The organism is Corallincola holothuriorum (assembly GCF_003336225.1).
In the GTDB taxonomy this organism is placed as follows: domain Bacteria; phylum Pseudomonadota; class Gammaproteobacteria; order Enterobacterales; family Neiellaceae; genus Corallincola; species Corallincola holothuriorum.
In genome coordinates this window covers 58,121-80,409 of the sequence record NZ_QPID01000004.1, presented here as the reverse complement: position 1 = coordinate 80,409, position 22,289 = coordinate 58,121, and the positions used below count along the sequence as shown (strand labels likewise).

Annotated in this window: 23 protein-coding genes; 13 read left to right on the top strand and 10 right to left on the bottom strand. The window is 47.6% G+C overall.

Annotation, left to right across the window (positions count from 1 at the left end; all coding sequences use genetic code 11):
* Positions 1 to 373 precede the first annotated feature (373 nt).
* Complete coding sequence (locus DU002_RS07950) at positions 374 to 1,414, top strand: efflux RND transporter periplasmic adaptor subunit (protein ID WP_114337840.1); 1,041 nt, start codon at positions 374 to 376, stop codon at positions 1,412 to 1,414.
* A complete protein-coding gene (locus DU002_RS07945; RefSeq protein ID WP_114337839.1) occupies positions 1,411 to 4,497 on the top strand; it encodes an efflux RND transporter permease subunit in 3,087 nt (1,028 codons plus the stop codon). Before DU002_RS07950 ends, DU002_RS07945 begins: the two co-directional genes overlap by 4 nt.
* A gap of 46 nt (positions 4,498 to 4,543) precedes the next feature.
* On the opposite strand, the gene DU002_RS07940 is transcribed toward DU002_RS07945, so the two are convergent.
* The 4 genes from DU002_RS07940 to DU002_RS07925 form a co-directional block, all read right to left on the bottom strand.
* Positions 4,544 to 5,173, bottom strand: a complete 630-nt coding sequence (locus tag DU002_RS07940) for a hypothetical protein (RefSeq protein WP_114337838.1) — start codon at positions 5,171 to 5,173, stop codon at positions 4,544 to 4,546.
* A gap of 81 nt (positions 5,174 to 5,254) precedes the next feature.
* Positions 5,255 to 5,833, bottom strand: a complete 579-nt coding sequence (locus tag DU002_RS07935; protein WP_114337837.1) for an HD domain-containing protein — start codon at positions 5,831 to 5,833, stop codon at positions 5,255 to 5,257.
* Between the two features lie 72 nt (positions 5,834 to 5,905).
* Positions 5,906 to 6,391 carry a hypothetical protein gene (locus DU002_RS07930; protein WP_147271808.1) on the bottom strand — a complete coding sequence of 162 codons (486 nt, stop codon included), beginning with the start codon at positions 6,389 to 6,391 and terminating at the stop codon, positions 5,906 to 5,908.
* A gap of 95 nt (positions 6,392 to 6,486) precedes the next feature.
* Positions 6,487 to 7,293 carry a DUF3025 domain-containing protein gene (locus tag DU002_RS07925; protein WP_114337835.1) on the bottom strand — a complete coding sequence of 269 codons (807 nt, stop codon included), beginning with the start codon at positions 7,291 to 7,293 and terminating at the stop codon, positions 6,487 to 6,489.
* 95 nt (positions 7,294 to 7,388) lie between these two features.
* Here DU002_RS07925 and DU002_RS07920 point away from each other — a divergent pair, with 95 nt between their 5' ends.
* Positions 7,389 to 8,987: a cation:proton antiporter family protein gene (locus DU002_RS07920; protein ID WP_233496450.1), complete on the top strand. Its 1,599-nt coding sequence runs from the start codon at positions 7,389 to 7,391 to the stop codon at positions 8,985 to 8,987.
* Positions 8,988 to 9,019: 32 nt separating this feature from the next.
* Here DU002_RS07920 and DU002_RS07915 read toward each other — a convergent pair whose 3' ends face one another.
* A complete protein-coding gene (locus DU002_RS07915) occupies positions 9,020 to 9,679 on the bottom strand; it encodes a type 2 periplasmic-binding domain-containing protein (RefSeq protein ID WP_147271806.1) in 660 nt (219 codons plus the stop codon).
* Positions 9,680 to 10,084: 405 nt separating this feature from the next.
* Between DU002_RS07915 and crr the strand changes: the two genes are divergently transcribed.
* The 5 genes from crr to DU002_RS07890 all read left to right on the top strand — a co-directional run bounded on the left by crr (position 10,085) and on the right by DU002_RS07890 (position 13,056).
* Entirely contained in the window at positions 10,085 to 10,594 is a 510-nt protein-coding gene (crr, locus tag DU002_RS07910; protein WP_114337833.1) for a PTS glucose transporter subunit IIA, read from the top strand.
* A gap of 88 nt (positions 10,595 to 10,682) precedes the next feature.
* Positions 10,683 to 11,036, top strand: coding sequence for an ArsC family reductase (locus DU002_RS07905; protein ID WP_114338073.1), 354 nt, complete (start codon positions 10,683 to 10,685; stop codon positions 11,034 to 11,036).
* Positions 11,037 to 11,038: 2 nt separating this feature from the next.
* Positions 11,039 to 12,172, top strand: a complete 1,134-nt coding sequence (gene dapE / locus DU002_RS07900; protein ID WP_114337832.1) for a succinyl-diaminopimelate desuccinylase — start codon at positions 11,039 to 11,041, stop codon at positions 12,170 to 12,172.
* A complete protein-coding gene (locus tag DU002_RS07895; RefSeq protein WP_233496449.1) occupies positions 12,162 to 12,860 on the top strand; it encodes a M15 family metallopeptidase in 699 nt (232 codons plus the stop codon). Before dapE ends, DU002_RS07895 begins: the two co-directional genes overlap by 11 nt.
* Position 12,861: 1 nt before the next feature.
* Positions 12,862 to 13,056 carry a DUF2897 family protein gene (locus DU002_RS07890; protein ID WP_114337831.1) on the top strand — a complete coding sequence of 65 codons (195 nt, stop codon included), beginning with the start codon at positions 12,862 to 12,864 and terminating at the stop codon, positions 13,054 to 13,056.
* Positions 13,057 to 13,127: 71 nt separating this feature from the next.
* Here DU002_RS07890 and purC read toward each other — a convergent pair whose 3' ends face one another.
* Genes purC through dapA form a run of 3 tightly spaced genes read right to left on the bottom strand, consistent with a single transcriptional unit; the run spans position 13,128 to position 15,876 of the window.
* The gene (purC, locus tag DU002_RS07885; RefSeq protein ID WP_114337830.1) at positions 13,128 to 13,841 is read right to left on the bottom strand and encodes a phosphoribosylaminoimidazolesuccinocarboxamide synthase; all 714 of its coding nucleotides are present in this window, start codon (positions 13,839 to 13,841) and stop codon (positions 13,128 to 13,130) included.
* Positions 13,842 to 13,864: 23 nt separating this feature from the next.
* Positions 13,865 to 14,998, bottom strand: a complete 1,134-nt coding sequence (bamC, locus tag DU002_RS07880) for an outer membrane protein assembly factor BamC (protein WP_114337829.1) — start codon at positions 14,996 to 14,998, stop codon at positions 13,865 to 13,867.
* Positions 14,998 to 15,876, bottom strand: a complete 879-nt coding sequence (gene dapA, locus DU002_RS07875; RefSeq protein WP_114337828.1) for a 4-hydroxy-tetrahydrodipicolinate synthase — start codon at positions 15,874 to 15,876, stop codon at positions 14,998 to 15,000. Before dapA ends, bamC begins: the two co-directional genes overlap by 1 nt.
* Before the next feature lie 144 nt (positions 15,877 to 16,020).
* Here dapA and bcp point away from each other — a divergent pair, with 144 nt between their 5' ends.
* Positions 16,021 to 16,491, top strand: a complete 471-nt coding sequence (gene bcp, locus DU002_RS07870; protein ID WP_114337827.1) for a thioredoxin-dependent thiol peroxidase — start codon at positions 16,021 to 16,023, stop codon at positions 16,489 to 16,491.
* Positions 16,492 to 16,563: 72 nt separating this feature from the next.
* On the opposite strand, the gene DU002_RS07865 is transcribed toward bcp, so the two are convergent.
* Both DU002_RS07865 and DU002_RS07860 read right to left on the bottom strand, forming a co-directional pair.
* Positions 16,564 to 17,652: an AI-2E family transporter gene (locus DU002_RS07865; protein ID WP_114337826.1), complete on the bottom strand. Its 1,089-nt coding sequence runs from the start codon at positions 17,650 to 17,652 to the stop codon at positions 16,564 to 16,566.
* The gene (locus DU002_RS07860) at positions 17,645 to 17,902 is read right to left on the bottom strand and encodes a sulfurtransferase TusA family protein (protein ID WP_158538001.1); all 258 of its coding nucleotides are present in this window, start codon (positions 17,900 to 17,902) and stop codon (positions 17,645 to 17,647) included. The genes DU002_RS07865 and DU002_RS07860 overlap by 8 nt, the downstream gene beginning before the upstream one ends.
* A gap of 177 nt (positions 17,903 to 18,079) precedes the next feature.
* On the opposite strand from DU002_RS07860, the gene bepA reads away from it, so the two are divergent.
* From bepA to DU002_RS07840, 4 genes are all read left to right on the top strand, one after another.
* Positions 18,080 to 19,522, top strand: coding sequence for a beta-barrel assembly-enhancing protease (gene bepA / locus DU002_RS07855; RefSeq protein ID WP_233496448.1), 1,443 nt, complete (start codon positions 18,080 to 18,082; stop codon positions 19,520 to 19,522).
* 73 nt (positions 19,523 to 19,595) lie between these two features.
* Positions 19,596 to 19,943 (top strand): arsenate reductase (glutaredoxin), encoded by a 348-nt coding sequence (gene arsC / locus DU002_RS07850; RefSeq protein WP_114337824.1) that lies wholly within the window; start codon positions 19,596 to 19,598, stop codon positions 19,941 to 19,943.
* Between the two features lie 23 nt (positions 19,944 to 19,966).
* Positions 19,967 to 20,362 carry a DUF2069 domain-containing protein gene (locus DU002_RS07845; RefSeq protein WP_114337823.1) on the top strand — a complete coding sequence of 132 codons (396 nt, stop codon included), beginning with the start codon at positions 19,967 to 19,969 and terminating at the stop codon, positions 20,360 to 20,362.
* A 23-nt stretch (positions 20,363 to 20,385) separates the two neighbouring features.
* On the top strand, positions 20,386 to 22,269 hold the full coding sequence (locus tag DU002_RS07840; RefSeq protein WP_114337822.1) for a hypothetical protein: 1,884 nt from the start codon (positions 20,386 to 20,388) through the stop codon (positions 22,267 to 22,269).
* Positions 22,270 to 22,289: the final 20 nt, after the last annotated feature.

Genomic DNA, 22,289 nt, shown 5'->3' with positions numbered 1-22,289 from the left:
AGGCTGTTTCCTGCTTTCCAGTATAGTGGTATATCTGGCAATACACCTCTTATTGTGGTTGAAAACAACAGAGTTAATCGCAGTCAAAGGCGTTGCAACATCACGCCTACAAAATAAGTTCCACATCAATGGTGGCAGTTCGCCGTCATCATGCCTCTATATCTTCATATCCCATCAACTGACAATGAATTAGCACGGCCATACCAGTAATCGTTGTGCGTAACAGACTAAAAATCATAGTTTATTAACAATTAACTCGTACGATTTAACTTTTTGTCTCAAGACATGTAACAGCTATTCCTGCGACAATCGCGATTGTCGCTGCTCAAGAATTAGTCAGCATTCAGTTTTTTGCAGAGAAGTTTCTTAGCTTATGAAGATGTTGTCATTGTTAGCTGTTGTTATCGTGCTAATTATCGGCTGGAGCTGGCGAACCTCCAGTGCTCACCCACCGGTCGCCGAAACCAAACCTGTCGCCATCACGGTAGTCACATTATCAGAGCAGGCACTGGCTGAAACCGTGCCACTGCAGGGCACGGTCTTTTCAAGACAAGCGGTGGAGATCACTCCCGAGGTAGACGGCCGGATAAGCGACATAAAAATTCGTTCGGGACAACAAGTCGAACAGGGCGACTTGCTGGTACAGCTAGACGATCGACATCAACAGGCTGTACTCAAGCGTGAGCAGGCCAAGCTGCAGGACACTATACGCCACCAGGGCAACATTCATCGGCTCCTCCCGAAAGGCGCGGTCACTCAATCAGACGTTGATAAGACAGATGCAGATGTACAGATACAACAGGCAGAAGTAGAACTCGCTCTGGCTGCACTTGAAGACCGAGCGATCCGCGCTCCCTTTAATGGCAAAGTTGGCTTGGTTGACCTCAGCCCAGGTCAGCTGGTGTCTAGAGAAACACGACTCACTACGTTAGATGACGCCACGGTGCTGCGTCTGAATGTACCTGTCGCTTCAAAATACTTGGGGCGAATATCTACTGCACAAACAGTGACTCTACAACAAACCCACCTGAATAGTGACTTGGTCGAAGCGGAGATCACCAGCATCGATAGCCGCGTTCGTGGCGAAAGCCTTAATGTCTATTTACAACTATCGATAGACAACCGTGACAGCAAATTAACACCTGGCAGCTTAGTGACCGGAAGGCTAAAGCTGACGGAGCAAGCCAATGTAGTACTGCCGGTGCAATCAATCGCCTACGAAGGCCACAAGCGTTATGCCTATCGTCTGATTGACGACCACGTTGAAAAAGTCGAGATTACCCTCGGCATTCGTGATGGCGATCTTGCTGAAGTCACTAGCGGCCTAAGTGCTGGAGAGCAAGTGGTTCATCAAGGTTTGGTTAAAGTCCGAGATGGAATGGAAGTCACCGTCATAGCACGTGCGGGTGTATGAAGCTTTCTGATATCGCCATGTTTCGGCCAGTATCGGCCATCGTACTGAGCTTACTCTTCATGTTGTTTGGGGCGGTATCATTCAACTTGTTAGCCGTGCGGGAGATGCCCGACATTGACAGCCCAGTCATATCAATCGGCACAGCCTATCGTGGCAGTGCTTCCTCCATCGTAGAATCCCAGATCACGAACCCAATTGAAGATGAACTCAGTGGCATAGACGGCGTTGACTACATCTGGTCATCATCATGGGATGGCTGGTCGGGGATCACGATCACCTTCCAGCAGGGACACAATATGCTCGAGGCCCTGAGTGATGTCAGGGACGCCGTTAACCGTGCCAGAAATAGCCTGCCCGATGATGTCGATGAACCTGTTGTGCGCAAAGATGATGGTAACAATGCGCCTATCATGTGGTTGAATCTCACCGGAACGTTGCAGGACAGAGTCGAGCTCAGTGATTTTGCCGAACGGATCCTGATAGAAAGGCTCAGCTTGATGCCCGGCGTCAGCGCCGTCAATAGCTCAGGCATGGTCGAGCGCGTGATGTACATTGAGCTGGATCCATTAGAGATGGCCGGCCGTGGTTTAACAACCAAAGAGGTGATCAACGCCCTCAATCAGGAAAATATTCAGCTGCCCGCTGGCTATATACGTAATGACAGCCTCAACATGGTGGTACGCGTTGCCCGACAATATCAGCAAGCGGATGACTTCAAACAGATCCAGCTATTAAATATTGATGGCGACAGCGTACACTTGGGCGATATTGCCCAGATCTATATCGGTGCGAAGAAAGACACCACCACGTTCAAAAGCGATGGCATTGACAGTATTGGCTTAGGGATCGTGCCAATGTCGCAAGCCAACCCCCTTGACGTTGCCCAAACCATCCGAGAACAACTCCCGCACTTACAACGCTTCCTGCCCCAAGGGGCGAGCTTAGCGGTTGATTACGATAGCACCATATTTATTCGATATGCCATTAACGAGGTGTATACCACCCTGGTTATCTGCGCTGTGCTCGTGCTGCTGGTGTTATATCTTTTTATTGGTCGTATTGGCGCCACATTGATCCCGGCGATCACCGTACCCGTCTCGCTGATTTCGGCGTTCACTGTTGCTTATCTACTCGGCTACAGTATCAATCTAATCACCCTGATGGCCTTGGTTCTTGCCATCGGTTTGGTTGTCGATGACGCCATTGTGGTGGTGGAAAATATATCTCGTCATCGCGCCAATGGTGTACCAGCGCTAGTCGCCGCTTTTAGAGGCACCAAAGAGCTAAATTTTGCTGTGATCGCGACCACTTTGGTACTGGTGATGGTTTTCCTGCCTCTCATGTTTATGGAAGGCAAGATGGGAAGGCTATTTAGTGAATTCGCCGTATTACTCTCTGCTGCGGTGGTATTTTCCTCCATCGTCGCACTGACGCTTGCCCCTGTGATGGCTGGCCAGCTACTCAACCGCCCGCCCCCTCCGCCAAGCTTTATAAACCGGTTTATGAACAGTTTGATGAATAAGCTGCAACATAGCTATGCTGCAGTCTTAGAGCAGATCTTGCCGTTTCAAAAATCAGCACTATTGGTCATTGGTATCGCCTTAGGCTTGTTAGTTTACAGCTATCAACTACAACAAAAAGCTTACGCGCCGAAAGAGGATCGTGGCGTCGTTAATATCTATGTCGGTGGTATGGAAGCCACCAGCTATGATCGCATGCTAGACAGCATGGCAGCGATAGAGCAGCGACTCATACCGATAAGGGACGATGGCCCGGTTCGCTCACTGAATTATTCAGCACCAGCTTTCGGCACTTGGGCGGACCATCAGGGATTTTTTATCCTGCAGTTAAAAGACTGGAGTGAGCGTTCAGAGTCTGCTGCTGAAGTTGTAGAAATGATCAGGGAGGCGACACACGACATCCCTGATGTAAAAGTTTACCCCTATCAACCCGGGTTTGGTGGCTCTATGGGGGAGCCAGTGCAGTTCGTACTGCAAGGCGAGGACTACACCGAGTTACTCGGCTATGCCAAGCAACTAGAGAAATTAGCCGACGAAAGCGGGCTAATGCATGGCGCTCAGCTTGACTACAACCCAACCACACCAGAATTGGTATTGCAGGTTAACCGCCCAGCAGCCCGAGAATTAGGCGTCTCGGTGGACGATATTGCAAGCACCTTGGAAGTATTATTGGGCGGGCGAGCGCAAACACGCTTCGAAGAACGCGGTGACGAATATGACGTCTACCTCAAAGCCAATGAAGATCGCTTTCTATCAGCAGCGGATCTTGCCAAAGTCTACCTGCGCAGTGACGCCGGAGCATTGGTCACCTTAGACACCCTGGTTTCAGCGCAAGAAACGGCCTCAGCGCGTGGTCTGTTTCATTATCAGCGGAAGAAATCTATCAACCTCAAAGCTAACCTGACCGAACAGGCCACCTTAGGTGAAGCCCTCGACTTTCTTATTGAGCATGCCGAACCCATGCTCCCACCTGGCTATACTTTTGACTTCGCTGGCGAATCGAAAGAGTACTACGACAATCAGCGAGAGATCGCGCTGTTGTTTGGCCTCGCTTTGCTGGTTTGCTATTTGGTACTCGCCGCTCAATTTGAAAGCTTTATTAGCCCGGCAGTTGTGATGCTTACCGTACCGTTAGGGATCCTTGGCGGCTTGGTAGGACTGTTGTTAGCCGGAGAGAGCTTCAATATCTACAGCCAACTCGGCTTACTCATGTTGATAGGGATGGCGACAAAGAATGGCATTCTTATCGTCGAATTTGCCAATCAACTGCGCGACAAAGGGTTGGATATCACCACCGCGACCTGTCAGGCGGCAGTGAACCGCTTACGGCCTATTCTCATGACCGCAATGACAACGCTACTCGGCGCTCTGCCTATGTTATTTGCCAGCGGCGCTGGCTCGGAAAACCGCTTTGCCATCGGTGTCGTGATCTTCGGTGGCATGCTCCTAGCAACCGTCATCACACTGTTTATCATCCCCTGCCTTTACCATCTGCTTGGCAGATTCAGCGGGTCACCGATGGCAAGAGAGATACAGATAAAGCAATTACTTGAAGAAAATTAGTATTGTCGTTATCTGCGTTCATCCCCAGAAAACGACAATCACATCACTAAGGTAAATTCAGCGCAAAGCCTTCGAAGTTCCAACGTAAAGTGGTGTCAAAAACGGGCGGTTCAGGGTAAGGATAAGTTTCAGACTTGGTCATACTCTCTATCACAGCATCAAGCACTTTGTCTGATTTTTTCTGTTTTTTCTCACGCTTATAGCTGGCAGACGTTTCATCTGACGTTTCAATAATACCGCTCCAAACTTCAGCGTCTGCATCCATGCTGTCAGTAATAACGTAGTTAACCTTAACAGTTCGCGTGACGTATTTATAAATATCAGGGTCGAGGTCATCAGTGCGTTTGGTCACTGAATTAGATAGTAGAGTGACATGCACGACATATCGGCTGCCCGGTTTTATCTTTATCTCATTGCGCTTGTCTCGCAACACCGCCACCACTTCTGGACTTAATGCATCAGGGTTAACTTTTATATCACTAGCAAGGTTTTTAACCACCACCCTATCAATGCCATCAACGACCAAGCGATCTGGGGTAAAGCTTGGTGCGACTACTAACCCTTGTACCGTCGGTTTAGTCCACTGTTCCAACTGCGCACAACCGGTGCAACATGCAACAACCAAAAATAGAGGTAACCAACTTACTTTACCGACAAACCTGCTTAATTTAATCATCAGACCACTCCCGATCCTGAATGCTGTACCAAAATAGTGACGCTCTAAGTGAAACCTTCTAATCGAGGAATCCAATCAAACTTACTTTAACCAACCTTTGGTAACCGCCACATTAAGCTTGATTTTTAGCAATTCCCACAAGGCCAAACAGCCCTTACCAATACGCTCATTAATCGAGAACACCTGCGCCTTAGAGACATCGTGGGCGCGCCAACTATGACCATCGCCATGCAGGTTATGCAATAACGGCGGCACCCGATCAACGGCTTTTGCAAACTTGGCATCGGCCGTTTCGCCTGCCTCAAATTCATACCAAAGCGTAATGAACTCTGTATCCATCCCCTCAGGAAGCAAGCCTAATACGCGCTTTACTCCTTCTGCCTCAGCAGCTTTTAATTCTGGTGTCTCACTGGCGTAAATAATGGTATCTCCCGCATCTATCTCACCAAGATCATGGATCAACAGCATTTTTATCACGCGATTGATATCCACCGGCTCATCAGCATGCTGATAAAGCATCAGAGCCGACAAGCAAACATGCCAGCTATGTTCAGCTGAATTCTCATAGCGCGACAAACCAACAGGGCGGGTTTTTCGATGCACATCTTTAAGCTTTTCTATTTCGACAATAAAGCGGAGGATCTTTTCAAGATTTTCCACGGTGCGCTCCTGCTGTTTTTGGAAAACGGCAATATGGGAAGTGATGGAAGAGCTATCGAACAAAAATCGAGGCTATAACTCAATCTCAAGAAATTCAGGCACCGCAGATTTTACCTTATCAGGTACTAGTGACTGCCATTTTGCCAACGCAGACAGAGATGTTTCATCTGCAACAGGTTGTACTGAAGCATTAGTCGACATCTCCTCGCCATCCCAGATAACAATCAAGCGTTCACCCTCTTCAGGTAACGCGTAGAAAAGCTCACGGCCTTCATCATCCTGGATCCGCGCATAAATCTGAATATCAGCGATGGGCAGAGTCAAGTTAGAAAGCAGCACCGGCCAGTGCGCGCAATCGAATACAAACCAAGCTAAACCGTTTGCTCTTCCTAATTGCTCAAATTGAAAGTGTAAGCCATTAAATAGATTAGGCGTCACGCCCGCTAGGCTAGCTATTTCAGCCACCAAGGGCGAGCCATCAGCAGACTCCGGATCCAATTTACTTAGAAAGTGTTCCGGCGCAGAGATGACAATAAAACCCCAGTCTTCACACATCATTTGCCCTCAACCGACTTCGATAAATACGCCATCAAGTTGCATAACTGATGCGTTAGTTCGACAGTCAGTATAGCCAGCAAACCTCGATGACTACACTAACTTCTCTTAGGCGCAGGGCGAAAATAGTCCTGATTGAGATAGAACTCCCGCGATTCATTCGCCGGCCACCACCCCGGCACCCCGAGCAGAGGTAAAGGCGACAACGGTTGGTTGTCAGCAAGCAGATCTGCGCTCAGTGCCAATGACAGTTGCTGATCCAACGCTTGATATTGTTTTAGCAACGGCAGCGTAAAGAAGTCCGCGGAGACCGGCAAACATAACGCCTTGCCACATAAGCCAATAAATGGCTGCAGGTATGATTCATAGCTGGCGTGACCAAAAACAAAAGGACGTATGGTATTACCCCAAGCATCTCGCTGTTGCCAAAACAACGCATCCCATTCATGTTGTTTTAAAGCCTGGCTCAGGTGATCATCAGCCACAGCAATAATCACACCGCATTCATCAAACAAGGTTAAGGCGTTACGGCGTGGCGTGCGTTTTTTTTGTCCATATTTAGCGATGTCATCGCAATGTTGTTGGTTAATCAAACTTTTTGCTTTTGGGAACAGACACCATATCAAGGCATTAAACAGATCGTGCCAATGCGCGGGACGAGTAGGTACTGCGCCCGACTCCAGTATGCGCTGCTCGTAGTAGATACCATCAGGGCAAGCATCCAAGGTAGACTGGCAAACAAACTGTATCGATTTTCCGTGACTGTTGCAGGTCAGTTTCGGCAACAACGCTGTCATCTGCTCGGTATCAGGCCAAGTCTGCCAAGCTGAGATCGGCAACAACTGCCTTAAATCCTGATAGATCGCCGCCTGATACCAGGGTGATTGCACATTAAGAAACTGCATATTTCTCTAAGTAACTGAGGTAAAGTTTGCAACGTGCTGTATTCTAAACCCATTATGCATTCTCTCCACTATTTTCAGAAAAATTAGGAGGCTCCTTGGATCCTATTGTTATCGCCGCCGCTTTTACCCTAGGCCTATTGGTTAGCCGCATAGGCTTACCGCCGATGATCGGGTTCCTTGGCTGTGGCTTTCTGTTACATGCAGTAGGGTTTGAACCTTCAATTGCAATGCAAGAAGTGGCCGACCTTGGGGTAACCCTTTTGCTGTTTACTATTGGGCTCAAGCTTAATATCAAGAGTTTGTTGAAACCCGAAGTATGGGGCACAGCCACCCTCCACATGGGCATTACGATTGGTTTCTTCACCATTGCATTAATACTTTTGGCAGCGCTAAAAATCTCCCTGTTCGCAACGCTCAACTGGTCATCAGCGATACTACTTTCATTTGCATTAAGTTTTTCCAGTACCGTATTTGCTGTAAAAGTACTGGAAGATAAGGGTGAGATGCAGTCTCTGTATGGCCGTGTGGCCATTGGTATCTTGGTAATGCAAGATATTTTCGCTGTCGTCTACCTCACCCTTTCCACGGGAAAAATCCCCAGTGTTTGGGCGGTATGCTTGCTGGGCTTACCCTTCATTCGCCCTCTCATGTACCGCTTACTCGACCGCGCAGGCCATGGCGAAATGCTTATTCTTTACGGCTTAATGATGGCGCTACTGCTTGGCGCAGGTCTGTTTGAATTGGTTGGATTGAAACCTGATCTCGGTGCATTGATTATTGGTATTTTGCTTGCTAACCACCCCAAATCTGGCGAATTAGCTAAATCATTATTCAGTTTCAAAGAGCTATTTCTGGTGGCTTTCTTTCTTAACATTGGCCTACAAGCGCTCCCAACCTGGGAAAGCGTTGCCATCGCTGCGCTGCTTTGCCTGGTACTGATAGTCAAAGTTATCATCTACTTTGGCCTGTTAACCAAGTTCCGACTGCGCGCCCGTACCGCCACCCTGAGCTCGCTGAGCTTGGCTAACTATAGCGAGTTCGGCCTGATCGTGGGTGCAATCGGAGTCAGCAATGGCTGGCTGAGTCCCGAATGGTTGGTGATTATCGCCATCGCACTCTCACTCAGCATGGCTATCGCCTCGCCGCTCAATTTACACGCTGCGAGCCTCTATCGGCGCTATAGAGCCAACCTACATAAATATCAACGAAGCGCGCTACTGAAATACGACAGCAACATCGAATTATCAGGTGAACGCTGCGTTATTTTTGGTATGGGCCGTATTGGCACCGGTGTTTACGACGAAATGCTCGACTGTTACGGGAATTCTATACTCGGCGTTGAAACAGACATGGATCGTGTAGAAGAACATCGCACACACGGCCGCAATGTCATTCAGGGCGACGCCACAGACTCTGATTTCTGGGAGAAGCTATCTGCAGAGGGCATTGAGTTAGTGTATTTGGCGATGCCAAGCCACCACGGTAATCAATTTGCTGCAAAGCAGTTCCAGCGCATGCAATTCAACGGTCAAGTCGCCGCCATTGTGCACTTCCCGGACGAAGCGGAGGAGTTAAAAGCTCTTGGCGTTAACTCTGTGTTCAATCTGTACGAAGAAGCCGGGGCGGGTTTTGCAGAGCATGTCACGGCACAGTTATTGGAAAACGCTTCTCTGAAGCCTAAAGAGTCGCAATGACAACGAGCGAAAAATGTGGTGTTGCGCCATAACTACTGTGGCGCGTACCAAAGCTCAGAGCGATTAACCGGTGTTGCTTTCGGTAAGATAGTATTGGTCAGGGTTAATATATCGCGCCGCTTTAGATCGGCAGCTCGCAAGATATCGCCGTGCTCTTGATTGAACAGCTTATCAAAACTGCCATCGGCAATCGCCGCTTCTAATCCTCTGGTGATAATATCCGCCAAATCAGTACGATGGGGATTAACAAAGTAATAAAATGCAGTCGGGTAGTGCAGTGCAAAACGCTGCTCGATGACAAGCCCCTGAGCCGAGTATGTTTGCTGTTCAGCCCATATTTCAGCGACAGACCGAGGAAACGCTTCGATACGCTCTCGCAACAGTTGTTCAAATAGACCTTCATAGGTTGACGATGGCACGATCCTAAACCCGTTATCAGCAAGGATCTGCGTATCAGGCCAATCATGGCCCTGCCCCAAAATCACTTCTTTTAATACAGTACTATCAGTTAGATGAAAAAACAGTTGCTGTTTTTGCTCACGGATCAGAAGTAATCGCCAACCAACCAAACCTTTGTAAATCGGAATTCGTATCGGCAACAAACTGGCTTCCCTTTCAACAGAAGTCATCGACCACACCACATCCAACTCATCATTTCTTGCAAGCTGCTTAAGCGCTCTGCCCTGTTGCATAGGCAACTCACTGGGCTTCAGCTGCAGACTAGAGCCACTTTTCTGCAACGCAAGCGTCAGTAACCTTAACGGATAGTTGACCCTTTCATCGAATGTTGACTCGGCCCTCGGGTAGACAATGTCATTTGCAAAGGCACTAAGGGGTAAACAAAGTAACATTAAGGTTAATATTTTGTTGGCATAGAGTTTCACATGACACACCAGATAACTCTTTGGTTTAATTAACTATAGTTATGATGGTGCCGACGTCCAGAAAGAATATTCGCAATTGAAACCCATTGAGTGATAATTTGGATCAACTAGGGATTGATTATTGTCACGATCACTTTATATAGTGTCAGTCCCTCTGTTACACTCAAGACGGTTTACTACTAGATACCAAGCCTGATGCGGGAGCTATAAAACATGGGTTTATTCAGCACGTTAAAAAAGCTGGTAAGCGATGACAACGACCCTTTGGATGGGGTGAAGATCTATGCCCCAATAACGGGCGAAATTGTCGATATAGAAGAAGTGCCGGATGTGGTATTTGCGGAAAAAATTGTCGGGGATGGCGTTGCAGTTAAACCTACCGGCAGTAAATTAGTGGCTCCGTGTGATGGTGTCATTGGTAAGATATTTGAAACCAATCATGCATTCAGTATTGAATCGCCCGAAGGGATCGAGCTTTTTGTCCATTTCGGTATCGACACCGTCGAGCTGAAGGGAGAAGGCTTCCGTCGCGTAGCGGAAGAGGGGCAACAGGTAAAATGTGGTGATCCGGTAATCGAATTAGATCTACCTTTTTTAGAAGAGAAAGCCAAGTCAACACTCACCCCCGTCGTCATATCCAACGTTGATGAAGTAAAACAGTTAGCAAAACACAGCGGTAAGGTCACTCAAGCCGAGGATGTCATCATCACCGTCATCAAATAGCAAAAAAAAGGCACTCCAATGAGTGCCTTTTTTGTCTAGCTTAGATAATCTTGCTGCAACATTTTTCGTCTCGTTATTTGGCATATCTATGACACTCCTATTTGGCATTAAGAATTGCGATACTGTTCGTAAGGCTCGCAGTTGGCTTGAACAAAACCAGCAAGAATACCAATTCCATGACTTTCGCACTGACGGCTTAGATGAAAAGACCTTGAAGAAATGGGTCGATCACCTAGGTTGGGAATCACTACTGAACAAACGCAGCACCAGCTTTCGCCAGCTAACTGATCAGCAGAAGTTGGTCGATAATGCGGAAGACGCTATCGCGCTAATGTTAGCCACCCCCACCCTGATTAAAAGGCCGGTGCTAAGCTTCAATGATCATATTCAGATAGGCTTCAAACCCGCAGCCTATCAACAACTATTTCAGCAGGTAGATTAGTAATGAGTGAAGAGGTACTGGATTTAGCAAAAGAACTTATCAGCCGTCGCTCTGTTACCCCTGAGGACGCGGGTTGCCAGGAACTTATGGGTGCGAGATTAGCCGATATTGGCTTTGCCCTTGAGACCATGGTATTTGAAGATACCACCAATTTATGGGCTCGCCGTGGTACCCAAGCGCCACTCTTCTGCTTTGCCGGACATACCGATGTCGTTCCCAGCGGCCCCGAAGAAAAGTGGCACACACCACCATTTGAGCCCACGGTTATCGATGGCTACCTTCATGGCCGTGGCGCTGCCGACATGAAAGGCAGCTTGGCGGCGATGGTTATTGCGACAGAGCGCTTTGTTGCTGCTTATCCAAACCATAAGGGATCTGTCGCTTATCTGATTACCAGTGATGAGGAAGGCCCCTTTATTAATGGCACAACCCGTGTAATTGACACACTGGAAGCCAGAAACGAAAAGATCGACTGGTGTATTGTTGGCGAACCGTCAAGCACCCACCGATGCGGTGATATTGTGAAGAATGGTCGCCGCGGCTCGCTGACTGGCGATCTGACAGTGCATGGACATCAAGGCCACGTGGCTTACCCTCACCTTGCTGATAACCCCATTCATAAAGCCGCACCGGCATTAACCGAGCTTAGCCAGATCTGCTGGGATCAGGGTAACGACTACTTTCCCCCAACCAGTCTGCAAATTTCGAATATTAATGGTGGAACAGGCGCATCGAATGTTATCCCTGGTGAGCTAGAGGTCCAATTTAACTTTCGCTTCTGTACCGAAAACACATCCAAGGGATTAACAGAAAGAGTACATGCGCTGTTTGATGCCCATGGCCTTGAGTACGATCTTAAATGGACCTATAACGGCGAACCATTTCTAACCGACCATGGGGATTTGGTCACCGCAGTTCAGCAAGCGATTCTGGATACAGTGCATACGCCAACAGAGCTATCGACAGCGGGTGGTACATCAGATGGCCGCTTTATCGCCCCAACTGGCGCTGAGGTGATTGAATTAGGTCCTTGTAACGCCACGATCCATAAAGTGAATGAATGCGTCAAGGTTGCTGATCTGGAGCTATTAACTGAGATGTATTATAAAACCATGGTGCAGCTACTTGTTGACTGAACTCCATGATCGGCAACTAACCGGTGAATCTGAGTCCCACCTGCACCTGTTTGGTCAGCGCGGGACTCTGGTTCATAAAGATGTATGCCTACCACTACAAAGCTTATTCAGTGCGGCGGCTGATGACGGTTTTTCATTACAGATCGCCAGCGGTTTTCGCAGTTTCGAACGCCAGCAAGCTATCTGGCAAGCTAAGTTCTTGGGTACTCGCCCGTTGCTCAATCATGATAGCCAGCCTCTGGATATCACCACTTTGAGTGAGTCAGAAAAAATCGCTGCAATCCTTCATTGGTCTGCACTGCCTGGCACAAGCCGCCATCACTGGGGGACAGACCTAGACATCTTTTGTAGCCTGCAGCAGGGAGAACAACCTTTGCGGCTTGAGCCGGATGAGTACGCACTTGGTGGGCCGCAACATTCGACCTATCTTTGGTTGCGAGAGCATGCTGGCAAGTTTGGCTTTTTCTGGCCCTACAATAAATATCGCGGCGGTGTCGCCGAAGAGCCTTGGCATATTAGCTACGGTGAGATAGCAGAACAGGCCCTATCGCAATTAACAAGCACCAAAGTGATGGATGCATTAACGAGAAACCAAGTTATTGGATTAGCACACCTGGGGCCGCAGATCGAAGCGTTAATGGTAAAATATGTCACTAACGTAGCCCATTGGCCCAAGAACGAACACTGATATGGAAACTTGGAAACTAATACTACTCATCGCGGCAATTTTAGGCTTCATTATCAGTAACATCATGCTGTTAAAACATACCGCCAAATTTAAGCTGGAAAAGCGTATTGATGAGTTCAAACATGGAAAGAAAATCGGTGTTATCAAGAAGGACGTTAAGCCAGGGGAAAAAGAGATACCTCATAAACGCCTATGATCCCCTCTTTCTACATAATAAAAAACCCGCTGACAGCGGGTTTTTTATTTGGATATGAAACGGTATTAACTTTAGTCGAGATTTAAACCCAAGCGCGCAGCAACGGCTTCATAAGCTTCAACCACACCGCCTAAACCTTGACGGAAGCGATCTTTATCCAGCTTGTCACGGGTTTCTTTATCCCATAAACGGCAACCATCAGGAGTAAATTCGTCACCAAGAATGATTTCACCATTGAACACGCCAAATTCAAGCTTGTAATCAACAAGTATCAGGCCAGCATCGTCAAACAGCTTCTTCAATACATCATTGACTTTGAAGGTTTGCTCCTTCATCGCAGTCACTTGTTCGGCTGTCGCCCAACCAAAGCTTTGGATGTGATACTCGTTGATCATTGGATCATGAAGCTGATCATTCTTAAGGAAAAATTCGAAGGTTGGTGGTGACAAATCCATTCCTTCCTTGACTCCCAAACGACGACAGATGGAACCCGCAGCCACGTTACGAACAACGCACTCAACCGGGATCATATCCAGCTTCTTAACCAACGCTTCATCATCCGCAATCAGACGATCCATCTGCGTAGCGATACCAGCTTCTTCAAGCTTAGTCATAATGAAATGGTTAAATTTGTTATTTACCATGCCTTTACGGTCGAGCTGTTCAATTTTCTCGCCATCAAAAGCGGATGTATCGTTGCGGAATTGCAAGATCAGTCGATCTGCATCATCTGTTGTGTACACAGACTTCGCTTTACCACGGTACAACTCTGCTTTCTTTTCCATCGGGATCTCTGCTCCGCTTAAAACTATTGATTAATTACGCCACGTTCCATCGCGTCTTTCAGTGCATCATATATTTCTGCCAGACGCTCTTCACCGACAGGTCTATTTTCTATAGACAATAAAGTGATTGAGGATGAGCTCCCCAAGTCCCCTAATAATATCTGATATTGCTGTTTGGGGATATCAATGTCGATACCGTCTCCCCAAATGGACTCCCACAAACTCTGAGATCCATGATAACGAACATAATACGTCCCGATCGACTTATTACGATCTTCAATCGTAAAACCAAGATCTGTAATCACTAACGCCAAGCGTGACCAAGTTCGTTCAAAGCCCGCCGATGCAATGAAGGCCGGCAAACCTGAAGCGTCTTTACCCACAGACAAGGTTATCGGTTTTAATTTTTGCTGTTCCTTTTGATGAGCATCAACCCGCTTCTTAAACTCATAATGCCCGATAGCACCATTTAGCAAGTTCACTGTATAACGACGCTTATCAATATCACTTAAGGTGTCAGCTACCTTACGGTTGTTCAATGTCTCTTCGTATCCCAACAACGATGCGGTCAATGTTCCCTTATCTTCCCTTTCATTAACATCTAGCGAGAACAGGTAACGTTGGCGAATATGTATCTCTTTTTCGCTGAACGTTAAGGTATCTATTATCGTATTGTCTTCGCTTAGTTTGATGTCACTATGAAACCAGTCGGTAATTAGGACACCGCCTTGCTTGTCCCAGAACCGAGCACGTATACCCTTCTCGTAGAAATACTCCCAAAGCACACGCCAAACTTCATCCCGCACGTTGCCGCCGCTCTCTTCGAGAGAAAAATTGATAGAGATCTTACTACCAGTACTATTTTTTACATTACTCCCCTCTACCAGGGGCAAAACTTGAGCCGGTGACCGAATATCAAGTTCACGACCATAGGCTGCGCTGGCACTTTCTAAATCGTCGATGGCATACTCTTCATTAGTAACTGGCGCATTCAAACCTTCAGGTATCGCTAAACCACGAGATGGCATCACATCAAGATAGTCATAGTTACCACTCGCGGTACGGCGATCTTCTGCTGATGTGCAACCGATGAGCACTGAGACCGATGAGAGTGCGACAACACAGAAACGGAACCACTTCATACCGTTCAACTTCATTAAATTAATCCTGCTTTTTGCAGTGCTTTTTCAACTTCGGGTTGAGCTTGCTCACTCAAAACAGTGAGAGGCAATCGTAAAAAAGCATTAGGTATGAGTCCTATACGAGACAAAGCCCACTTTACAGGAATAGGATTTGCTTCGATAAATAACTTGTCATGTAGCAATGACAACGGCTCGTCTAATACCGCCGCCTTGGCCGCTTCCCCTGCGCGGGCGTGTTGGCACATAGTGGCCATCGCCTTGGGTGCAACGTTATTAGTCACAGAGATCACACCATCGCCGCCCAGTAGCAGAAATTCGCGCCCAGTAGCATCGTCACCGCTTAGCAAAAGAAAGTCATCATCAACTAACGATTTAATCTGCTTAAAACGGTCCAGATCGCCTGTTGCTTCTTTGATACCAACAATGTTGTCAATTTTTGACAACCGAGCCACCGTTTCCGGCAACAGATCCACAGCGGTCCGACCGGGCACATTATAAAGTAGCTGAGGAAGCTTGGTACTTTCGGCTATCGCCTTAAAGTGGAGATATAAACCTTCTTGAGTCGGCTTGTTGTAATAAGGTGTGACGCTTAAACAACCGGCAATACCGCTATCTTCCAACTGGCTGGTCAAATAAATAGCTTCTGCTGTAGCGTTGGCTCCAGTGCCAGCGATGACAGGGATCCTTCCTGCCGCGAACTCAACAATTTTACGAACCACTTGCAGGTGCTCTTCAAAACCAAGCGTGGCACTCTCTCCGGTCGTACCCATAGCCACGATACCGTTGGTTCCCGATTCAACGTGGAACTCAACCAACTTTTCCAGTGCGACATAATCTATCGCACCCTCTGCATCCATTGGCGTCACTAAGGCGACTATGCTTCCAGCAAACATTCGGCGTTAACTCCTCGAAATCAAGGCGAACTATGGTACTTTTCGAGGCGGGATAAGACAAGCAGATGCGATGCGATCCAAACACAAGTTTTGACTGTACAGAACATTTGCCTCAAATAATCGAGAAATAATGGGAGAAAAGCTGTGAATACATTAGAGGTCGGCAAGACGGCTCCGGATTTTACGTTACCAGATCAAAACGGCGACATGGTGTCGCTAAGCCAGTTCAAAGGCAAAAGCAAAGTCCTGGTCTACTTCTACCCAAAAGCGATGACACCAGGTTGCACAGTTCAAGCCTGCGGCCTCCGCGATAGCAAGGCTGAGCTTGAAGCGCGCAATACCGTAGTGCTAGGCATCAGCCCTGATGCGCCAAAACGATTGGCGAAGTTCACTGAACGTGATGAGCTTAACTTTACACTGCTTGGCGATGAAGACCACGCTGTCGCAGAGGCCTTTGGTGTTTGGGGGCTAAAGAAATTTATGGGCAAAGAGTATGATGGTATTCATCGCATTAGTTTTCTAATCGATGAGAATGGCACCGTTGCTCAAGTGTTCAACAAGTTTAAAACCAAAGAACATCACGATGTTGTGTTAGCTGCACTGACAGCAAGCTAAGTTGCAGTTAGTAATTAATGATGGCTGCTTGATGGATTTAGAACCCATCAAGCACGCCTAAAGCGCACCACGTTATGCGGATACAGCCGAATCGTCTTTCTGTTCCTTAGCCACATAATGGCTCGGCCACACATTGACGACAGCTTTGACCAAGGTCGCCAGCGGGATAGCAAAGAACACCCCCCAGAACCCCCATATGCCACCGAAAAAGAGTACCGCAACGATAATAGCGACAGGATGTAAGTTCACCGCCTCAGAAAATAGAACCGGTACCAGTACGTTCCCATCAAGCATCTGAATAATCGAATAAGCCAACATCAGATACCAAAACTCTGAGCTCACGCCCCACTGGAAAAGTGCAACCATCGCCACTGGGATCGTCACCACCGTGGCACCAATATATGGGATCAGCACACTCAATCCGACTAGTAAGCCCAACAGTGCAGGATACCGAAGCCCCATGACAACGAAGGTAATATAACTGGCACCACCAACAATCAATATCTCAATCACCTTACCGCGAATATAGTTCATGATCTGGCCATTCATTTCATGACCCACTTTATACGCCAGATCCCGATTGGTAGGTAAAAAACGATCAATGCTTTTGAGCAGAAACTCTTTATCTTTTAAGAAAAAGAACAACAATAGAGGCACTAAAATGGCGTAAACCAACAGCGCAACTAATGAGACGAGTGAGTTCAAAGACATAGAGATAATGCCCTGCCCCATATCCAGAAGGTGAGTTCTGAGTGTTGTTACCACATTATCGATCTGCTCCATTTGGATCAAACCCGGGTAGCGCTCAGGTAACCCAGACAGATAAACCTGCGCCTCTCCTATCATGGTGGGTAGCTCTGTCACAAGTGTGCTTGCTTGTTGCCAGATAATTGGCACAACAACAAGAATGGCCAATAAACTGAGGCCCAAAAATGCCAACAACACAATGGTTGCAGCTAACCCTCGAGGTAATTTCCTTTTGGTCAACTGGCTAACCGGCCATTCAAGTAAGTAAGCTAAAACGATGGCTGTTAAAATGGGTGCCAGTAGGCCGCCAAGAAAGTAGATAATGGCAAACCCCATAAGCAGTATGAACATCAATGTCACTGCGGCGGGATCAGAAAACTTACGACGGTACCATCGGTTGAGCATTTCAAACATGAAAACGGCTCTCCTGAGAAATAGTTATTTCAATTGCCATCAAAGCCAAGCCCCTTTGAGGTTCAATAGTGTTCACAGAGAATCCCCTACGGTGGGCATAATCGAGAATGTCACTGGCAGAGCTGGAGTCATCCAACAGAATAACCAAAACATCACCGATATTGAGCTTTCCCATGGCCAATTTACTGGCAATTAGCGTCTGTGGACAGCGCCGTCCTTTCAGATCGAGTTCAAAATAGTCGTGTTGCAAAGTGATATTTCAGCGAAAAAGCTGTCTGGCCTCAAGTTAGATGAAGAAACAGTGGTAATTTTACCTGTGCATGGACTTGTTTCCACTCACAGGTTACTGTAATTACAATAATATCGAGAAGTGTTAATAGGTGTCACTCTGAAATACGTCAACACACTCAAGCAAGGAATTGCGCCTTTGCGTCGCAAGATAGCATTGGCTTCGGCCGTTGCGGTAGCTATTTTTTGCCTAGGGCAAACCGCCAGAGCCAATGATTTACCCGACATAGGCACTGCTGCTGTTGGCACCTTAACCCTGCAAAAAGAAGCTATTATTGGCGATTTTTATATGCGCCAAATGCGTGGCACACAGCCACTAGTTAACGATCCATTGCTTGCCGACTATATACAGCAACTAGGCTATCGTCTGCTCGCCAACGCCAGTTCAATCAATTTCCCCTACACCTTTTTCTTGGTTAACAATCCAGAGATTAACGCATTTGCCTTCTTTGGTGGTCATATCGGCATTAACACCGGGTTGTTCCTATACGCCGACCAGGAGAGCGAATTAGCATCCGTATTTGCCCACGAAATTGCCCACGTCACCCAACGTCACCTTGCAAGAATGATGGAGGCTCAAGCTAAAGCCGCTCCTGCAACCATGGCTGCGTTAGCTGGCTCAATTCTGCTTGCCATAGTGAACCCGCAAGCAGGGATGGCAGGACTCTCGGGGACAATGGCAGCAAGTCAGCAGTCCAGCATCAACTACACCCGCGCCAACGAAGAAGAGGCTGACCGCATAGGGATAAAAAATCTTGCGGCTTCCGGTTTCGATCCTAGAGGTATGCCGGAATTTTTTGGCAAGATGGCAGCAAAATATCGTTTTTCCAGCAAGCCACCACAAATGCTCTTGACTCACCCTTTACCTGAATCACGGATATCCGATGCGAGAAACCGTGCAGAACAATATCCCAAGGCTTCAAAGAAAGCCTCTTTGCAATTTGAACTCGCGAAAGCGCGGGTGACAGTGCGGTTCAATCCAGAAAAACCGCAAATCATACTGAACACCATGCAGCGGGCACTGCAAAAGCAAACCTACAACATTAGGGAGGCAGCAGAGTATGGCTATGCGCTGGCACTCACCGACACCGGAAATGCCGATAAAGCAAGAGAACTGCTCACACGCCTCAATAAAAATGACCCAAATAACCTCTACTACATAGACACGTTAACAGATTTAGATGTCAGAGCCCGAAACTACAAAGGCGCAGAGGAACGCTTACAGCAACAACTTTTGCTCCGCTCTGACAGTAATGTCATCAATATTAATCTCGCATCTGTCTATATAGAGCAACAAAAATTTACCGACGCGGCGAGCTTACTGGAGAAATTCCAGCCCTTAGCAAAGGACAACATGCTGGTTTACAGCATGATGATTCAAGCCTATCAAGGCGCAGGTAAACAAGCGCAGATGCACCAAGCGAAAGCAGAACAGTTCGCTCTCGTTGGTGCATTTTCCAGAGCGATCAAAGAACTGCATGTGGCACACCCGTTGTTGGAAGGGAATGTTATAGAACAATCACGTGTGGAAGAACGGATCCGGCAATTCCGCGAATTAGAAAATCAGTTGAAGAACCTTTAACACCTACCGTACTTCATTTATCAATAGGTATGCTGGCGGCCAACCGCCAGCTGATTTAGTTAAAAGAGTCACTATGAAATCAGTTACTATTTACCACAATCCACGCTGCTCAAAATCCCGCGAAACGCTCAAATTGATCGAACAGCAGGGGATATCTCCAAACATCATCTTGTATTTAAAAAACCCGCCCTCGGTGACCGCACTGCAGGAGCTACTTGCTCAATTGGATTTATCGGCACGTGATTTGATGCGAACCAAAGAAGAGATATATTCAACATTAGCGTTGGCCAACGTTGAACAGGAACAGCAATTGCTCGAAGCGATGGTCGCAAATCCTAAGTTAATCGAACGACCCATCGTCGTCAGCGAAGGCAAAGCGATCCTTGGACGCCCGCCAGAAAATGTCCTTTCTATCCTTTAAAGTGAATCCGAGCAGCTAAATACATGAGCAAAATTGAAACAACTACCCGCCGTTTTCAACAACTGGCCTTATCCTGCTATTTAGGCTTAGTCCTCTGGGTTCCGCTCTGGCATTTTGTCCTAGCTCCTCACCCTGAAATGTCAGTGGGGTTCATTCTCTTTATTGGCTGTTTACCACTGCTGCTGCCTTTACCTGGGTTACTGACCGGAAAGCCATACACGTACGCTTGGGCTAATTTCATCATCGTTTGCTACCTAGGCCATGGTCTAACGGCTATCTATTCCAACCCTGGAGAGGCTTGGTGGGCACTGATTGAAATTATCCTCAGCACGGGTGCTTTTATTGGCTGTGTCTACTTTGCACGCCACCGCGGAAGAGAGTTAGGCCTTGGCTTAAAAAAGCTAAAGCAGCCCAAATAAGCACGATCTAAGTGAGATGAATAATGATCGCTGACGCCAAAAAGTTCTCTGTCACCTTAATAAGTGTCCTGCTGCTAGTCGCCTGCGGCGGAGGAAGCAATGATGCAGCGGTAGAGCTTGTCTCTCCTTCACCGGAAGAAGCTAAAGTCACGATTCTTCAGCCGTTGCCCCTAGGCAGCGGAGCATCTATCGCTCTTAGCCTGAACGGCACAGGGATCACCAATATTCACTGGCAACAAATAGATGGCCCAAGGGTACCTATTTTTGATGAACGGCAGAGTTTGCTTGGCGTCGAACTTGATACCACGCCTGCGTCATATAGGTTTCAAGTAAGTTATCACCTAAATGGAGAACTAACAGAACAACAACTCGAGCTCAGCAGCGAAACCTCTGAAGAGCAACTACTGATCAGACGGGACAGAAACGTCGCTGCGGGTAGTGAATTCTCTCTGCGAGCGGCTTTAATGAGTGGTCAAACCGTCACTGAAGTCTCCTGGCTGCAAACTAGCGGTCCAACAGCATTAACGGAATCAGCAGACGAGCTACTATTTGTGACCGCACCAATCGTAAGTGAGCCAAGCCTGCTTTCATTTGTCGCCAACGGCACTGCCCCTAACGGGGCAACATATACCGATGAAGTTTGGGTACAAGTATTACCGTCAGTAGCCCCCTCAGGTAATGCCTATTTTGATGAGCCACTGGCACACACCTTCCCCTATCTAGACAGTCGTTATAGTGATGCACTGAGCACCTGTGTGTACAACAACAGCTTAACCCAGAGTTGCTTATTGGCACGTTTGCCACTTCTTGCTGCCGAGGCTCAAGCCAACGGCTTAGCGTACCCAACAACCGATCAGATAATGCAGCGAGTAGTTGTTTCCCATGAGTGGATGGGTAAGGCATTTGAGGATTTTCTAAGCGCACAACCTCATACTGATTTTCATCATCTGTTAAGTGCCGTGACAGCCATCGTCATTAGTTATGATATCCGCCCCTCTTTCTATTGGGCGGCAACAGGGGCTATCTATCTCGATCCAGAAAACCTTTGGCGCACAGCACAAGAACGAGATCTGATTAACGAACAACCGGATTACCGAAGCGGGTTTGGCGGTTCACTGCAATTCGATATGCTGTGGCGCTATACCAAAAACGACGAATACGCCTACACTAGAGTGCCGCGAGACAATAGAGCAACACGAGAGCTTAGCGATATCACCAACCGCTTTAGCGCCCTGCTCTATCACGAGTTGGCACATGCTAACGATTTCTTTCCGCCCGCAACTCACGGGCAACTGGCTCCTCAAGACTCCGTCTTATCTGCTGTCTATCAACTGGACTGGTTATCAGAGCAACTCACAGAACGATCACCGCTGCAGTCAAACGCAATGACCGAACTTGCCCAAGTGGCGTTCAGGGGCATCGATCCAACACCTGAGCAAGAGGAATTACTTCCCGAAGATGTAGCCCTGATGTTCCCACCCGATGGCGCTGTAGATTTTTATAATTACAGTTCTGAGCGGGAAGATCTGGCCATGCTATTTGAAGAGTTGATGATGCAATATCGCTTATCAGTACAACGGGATGTGGCGATCACCAATAATCCAAGCGATGAAGAAGCATCGAGCAGTGACTACATCGTCAATTGGGGACAACGCGGGCGCATCGCCGAACCTTGGATTACCGAACGGGCGACATGGGTATTGGAGAACATTCTGTCTGAATTGGATCCGCATAGCGTTGTAGAGAGTCTGATCACCCCCATACCGATGAGTATGGGCGATTCATGGGCTGACAACCTGCTACTTGGCCCTCAAGAAAACAAAAATTTAAGAACCAATAGAGATAAGAAAGAGCAAGGGATTGAACGCTTAAGATATCATGGCAAACCGTTACCCCTAGCAGAGTAAAAACGGTTCCTGAACGATAG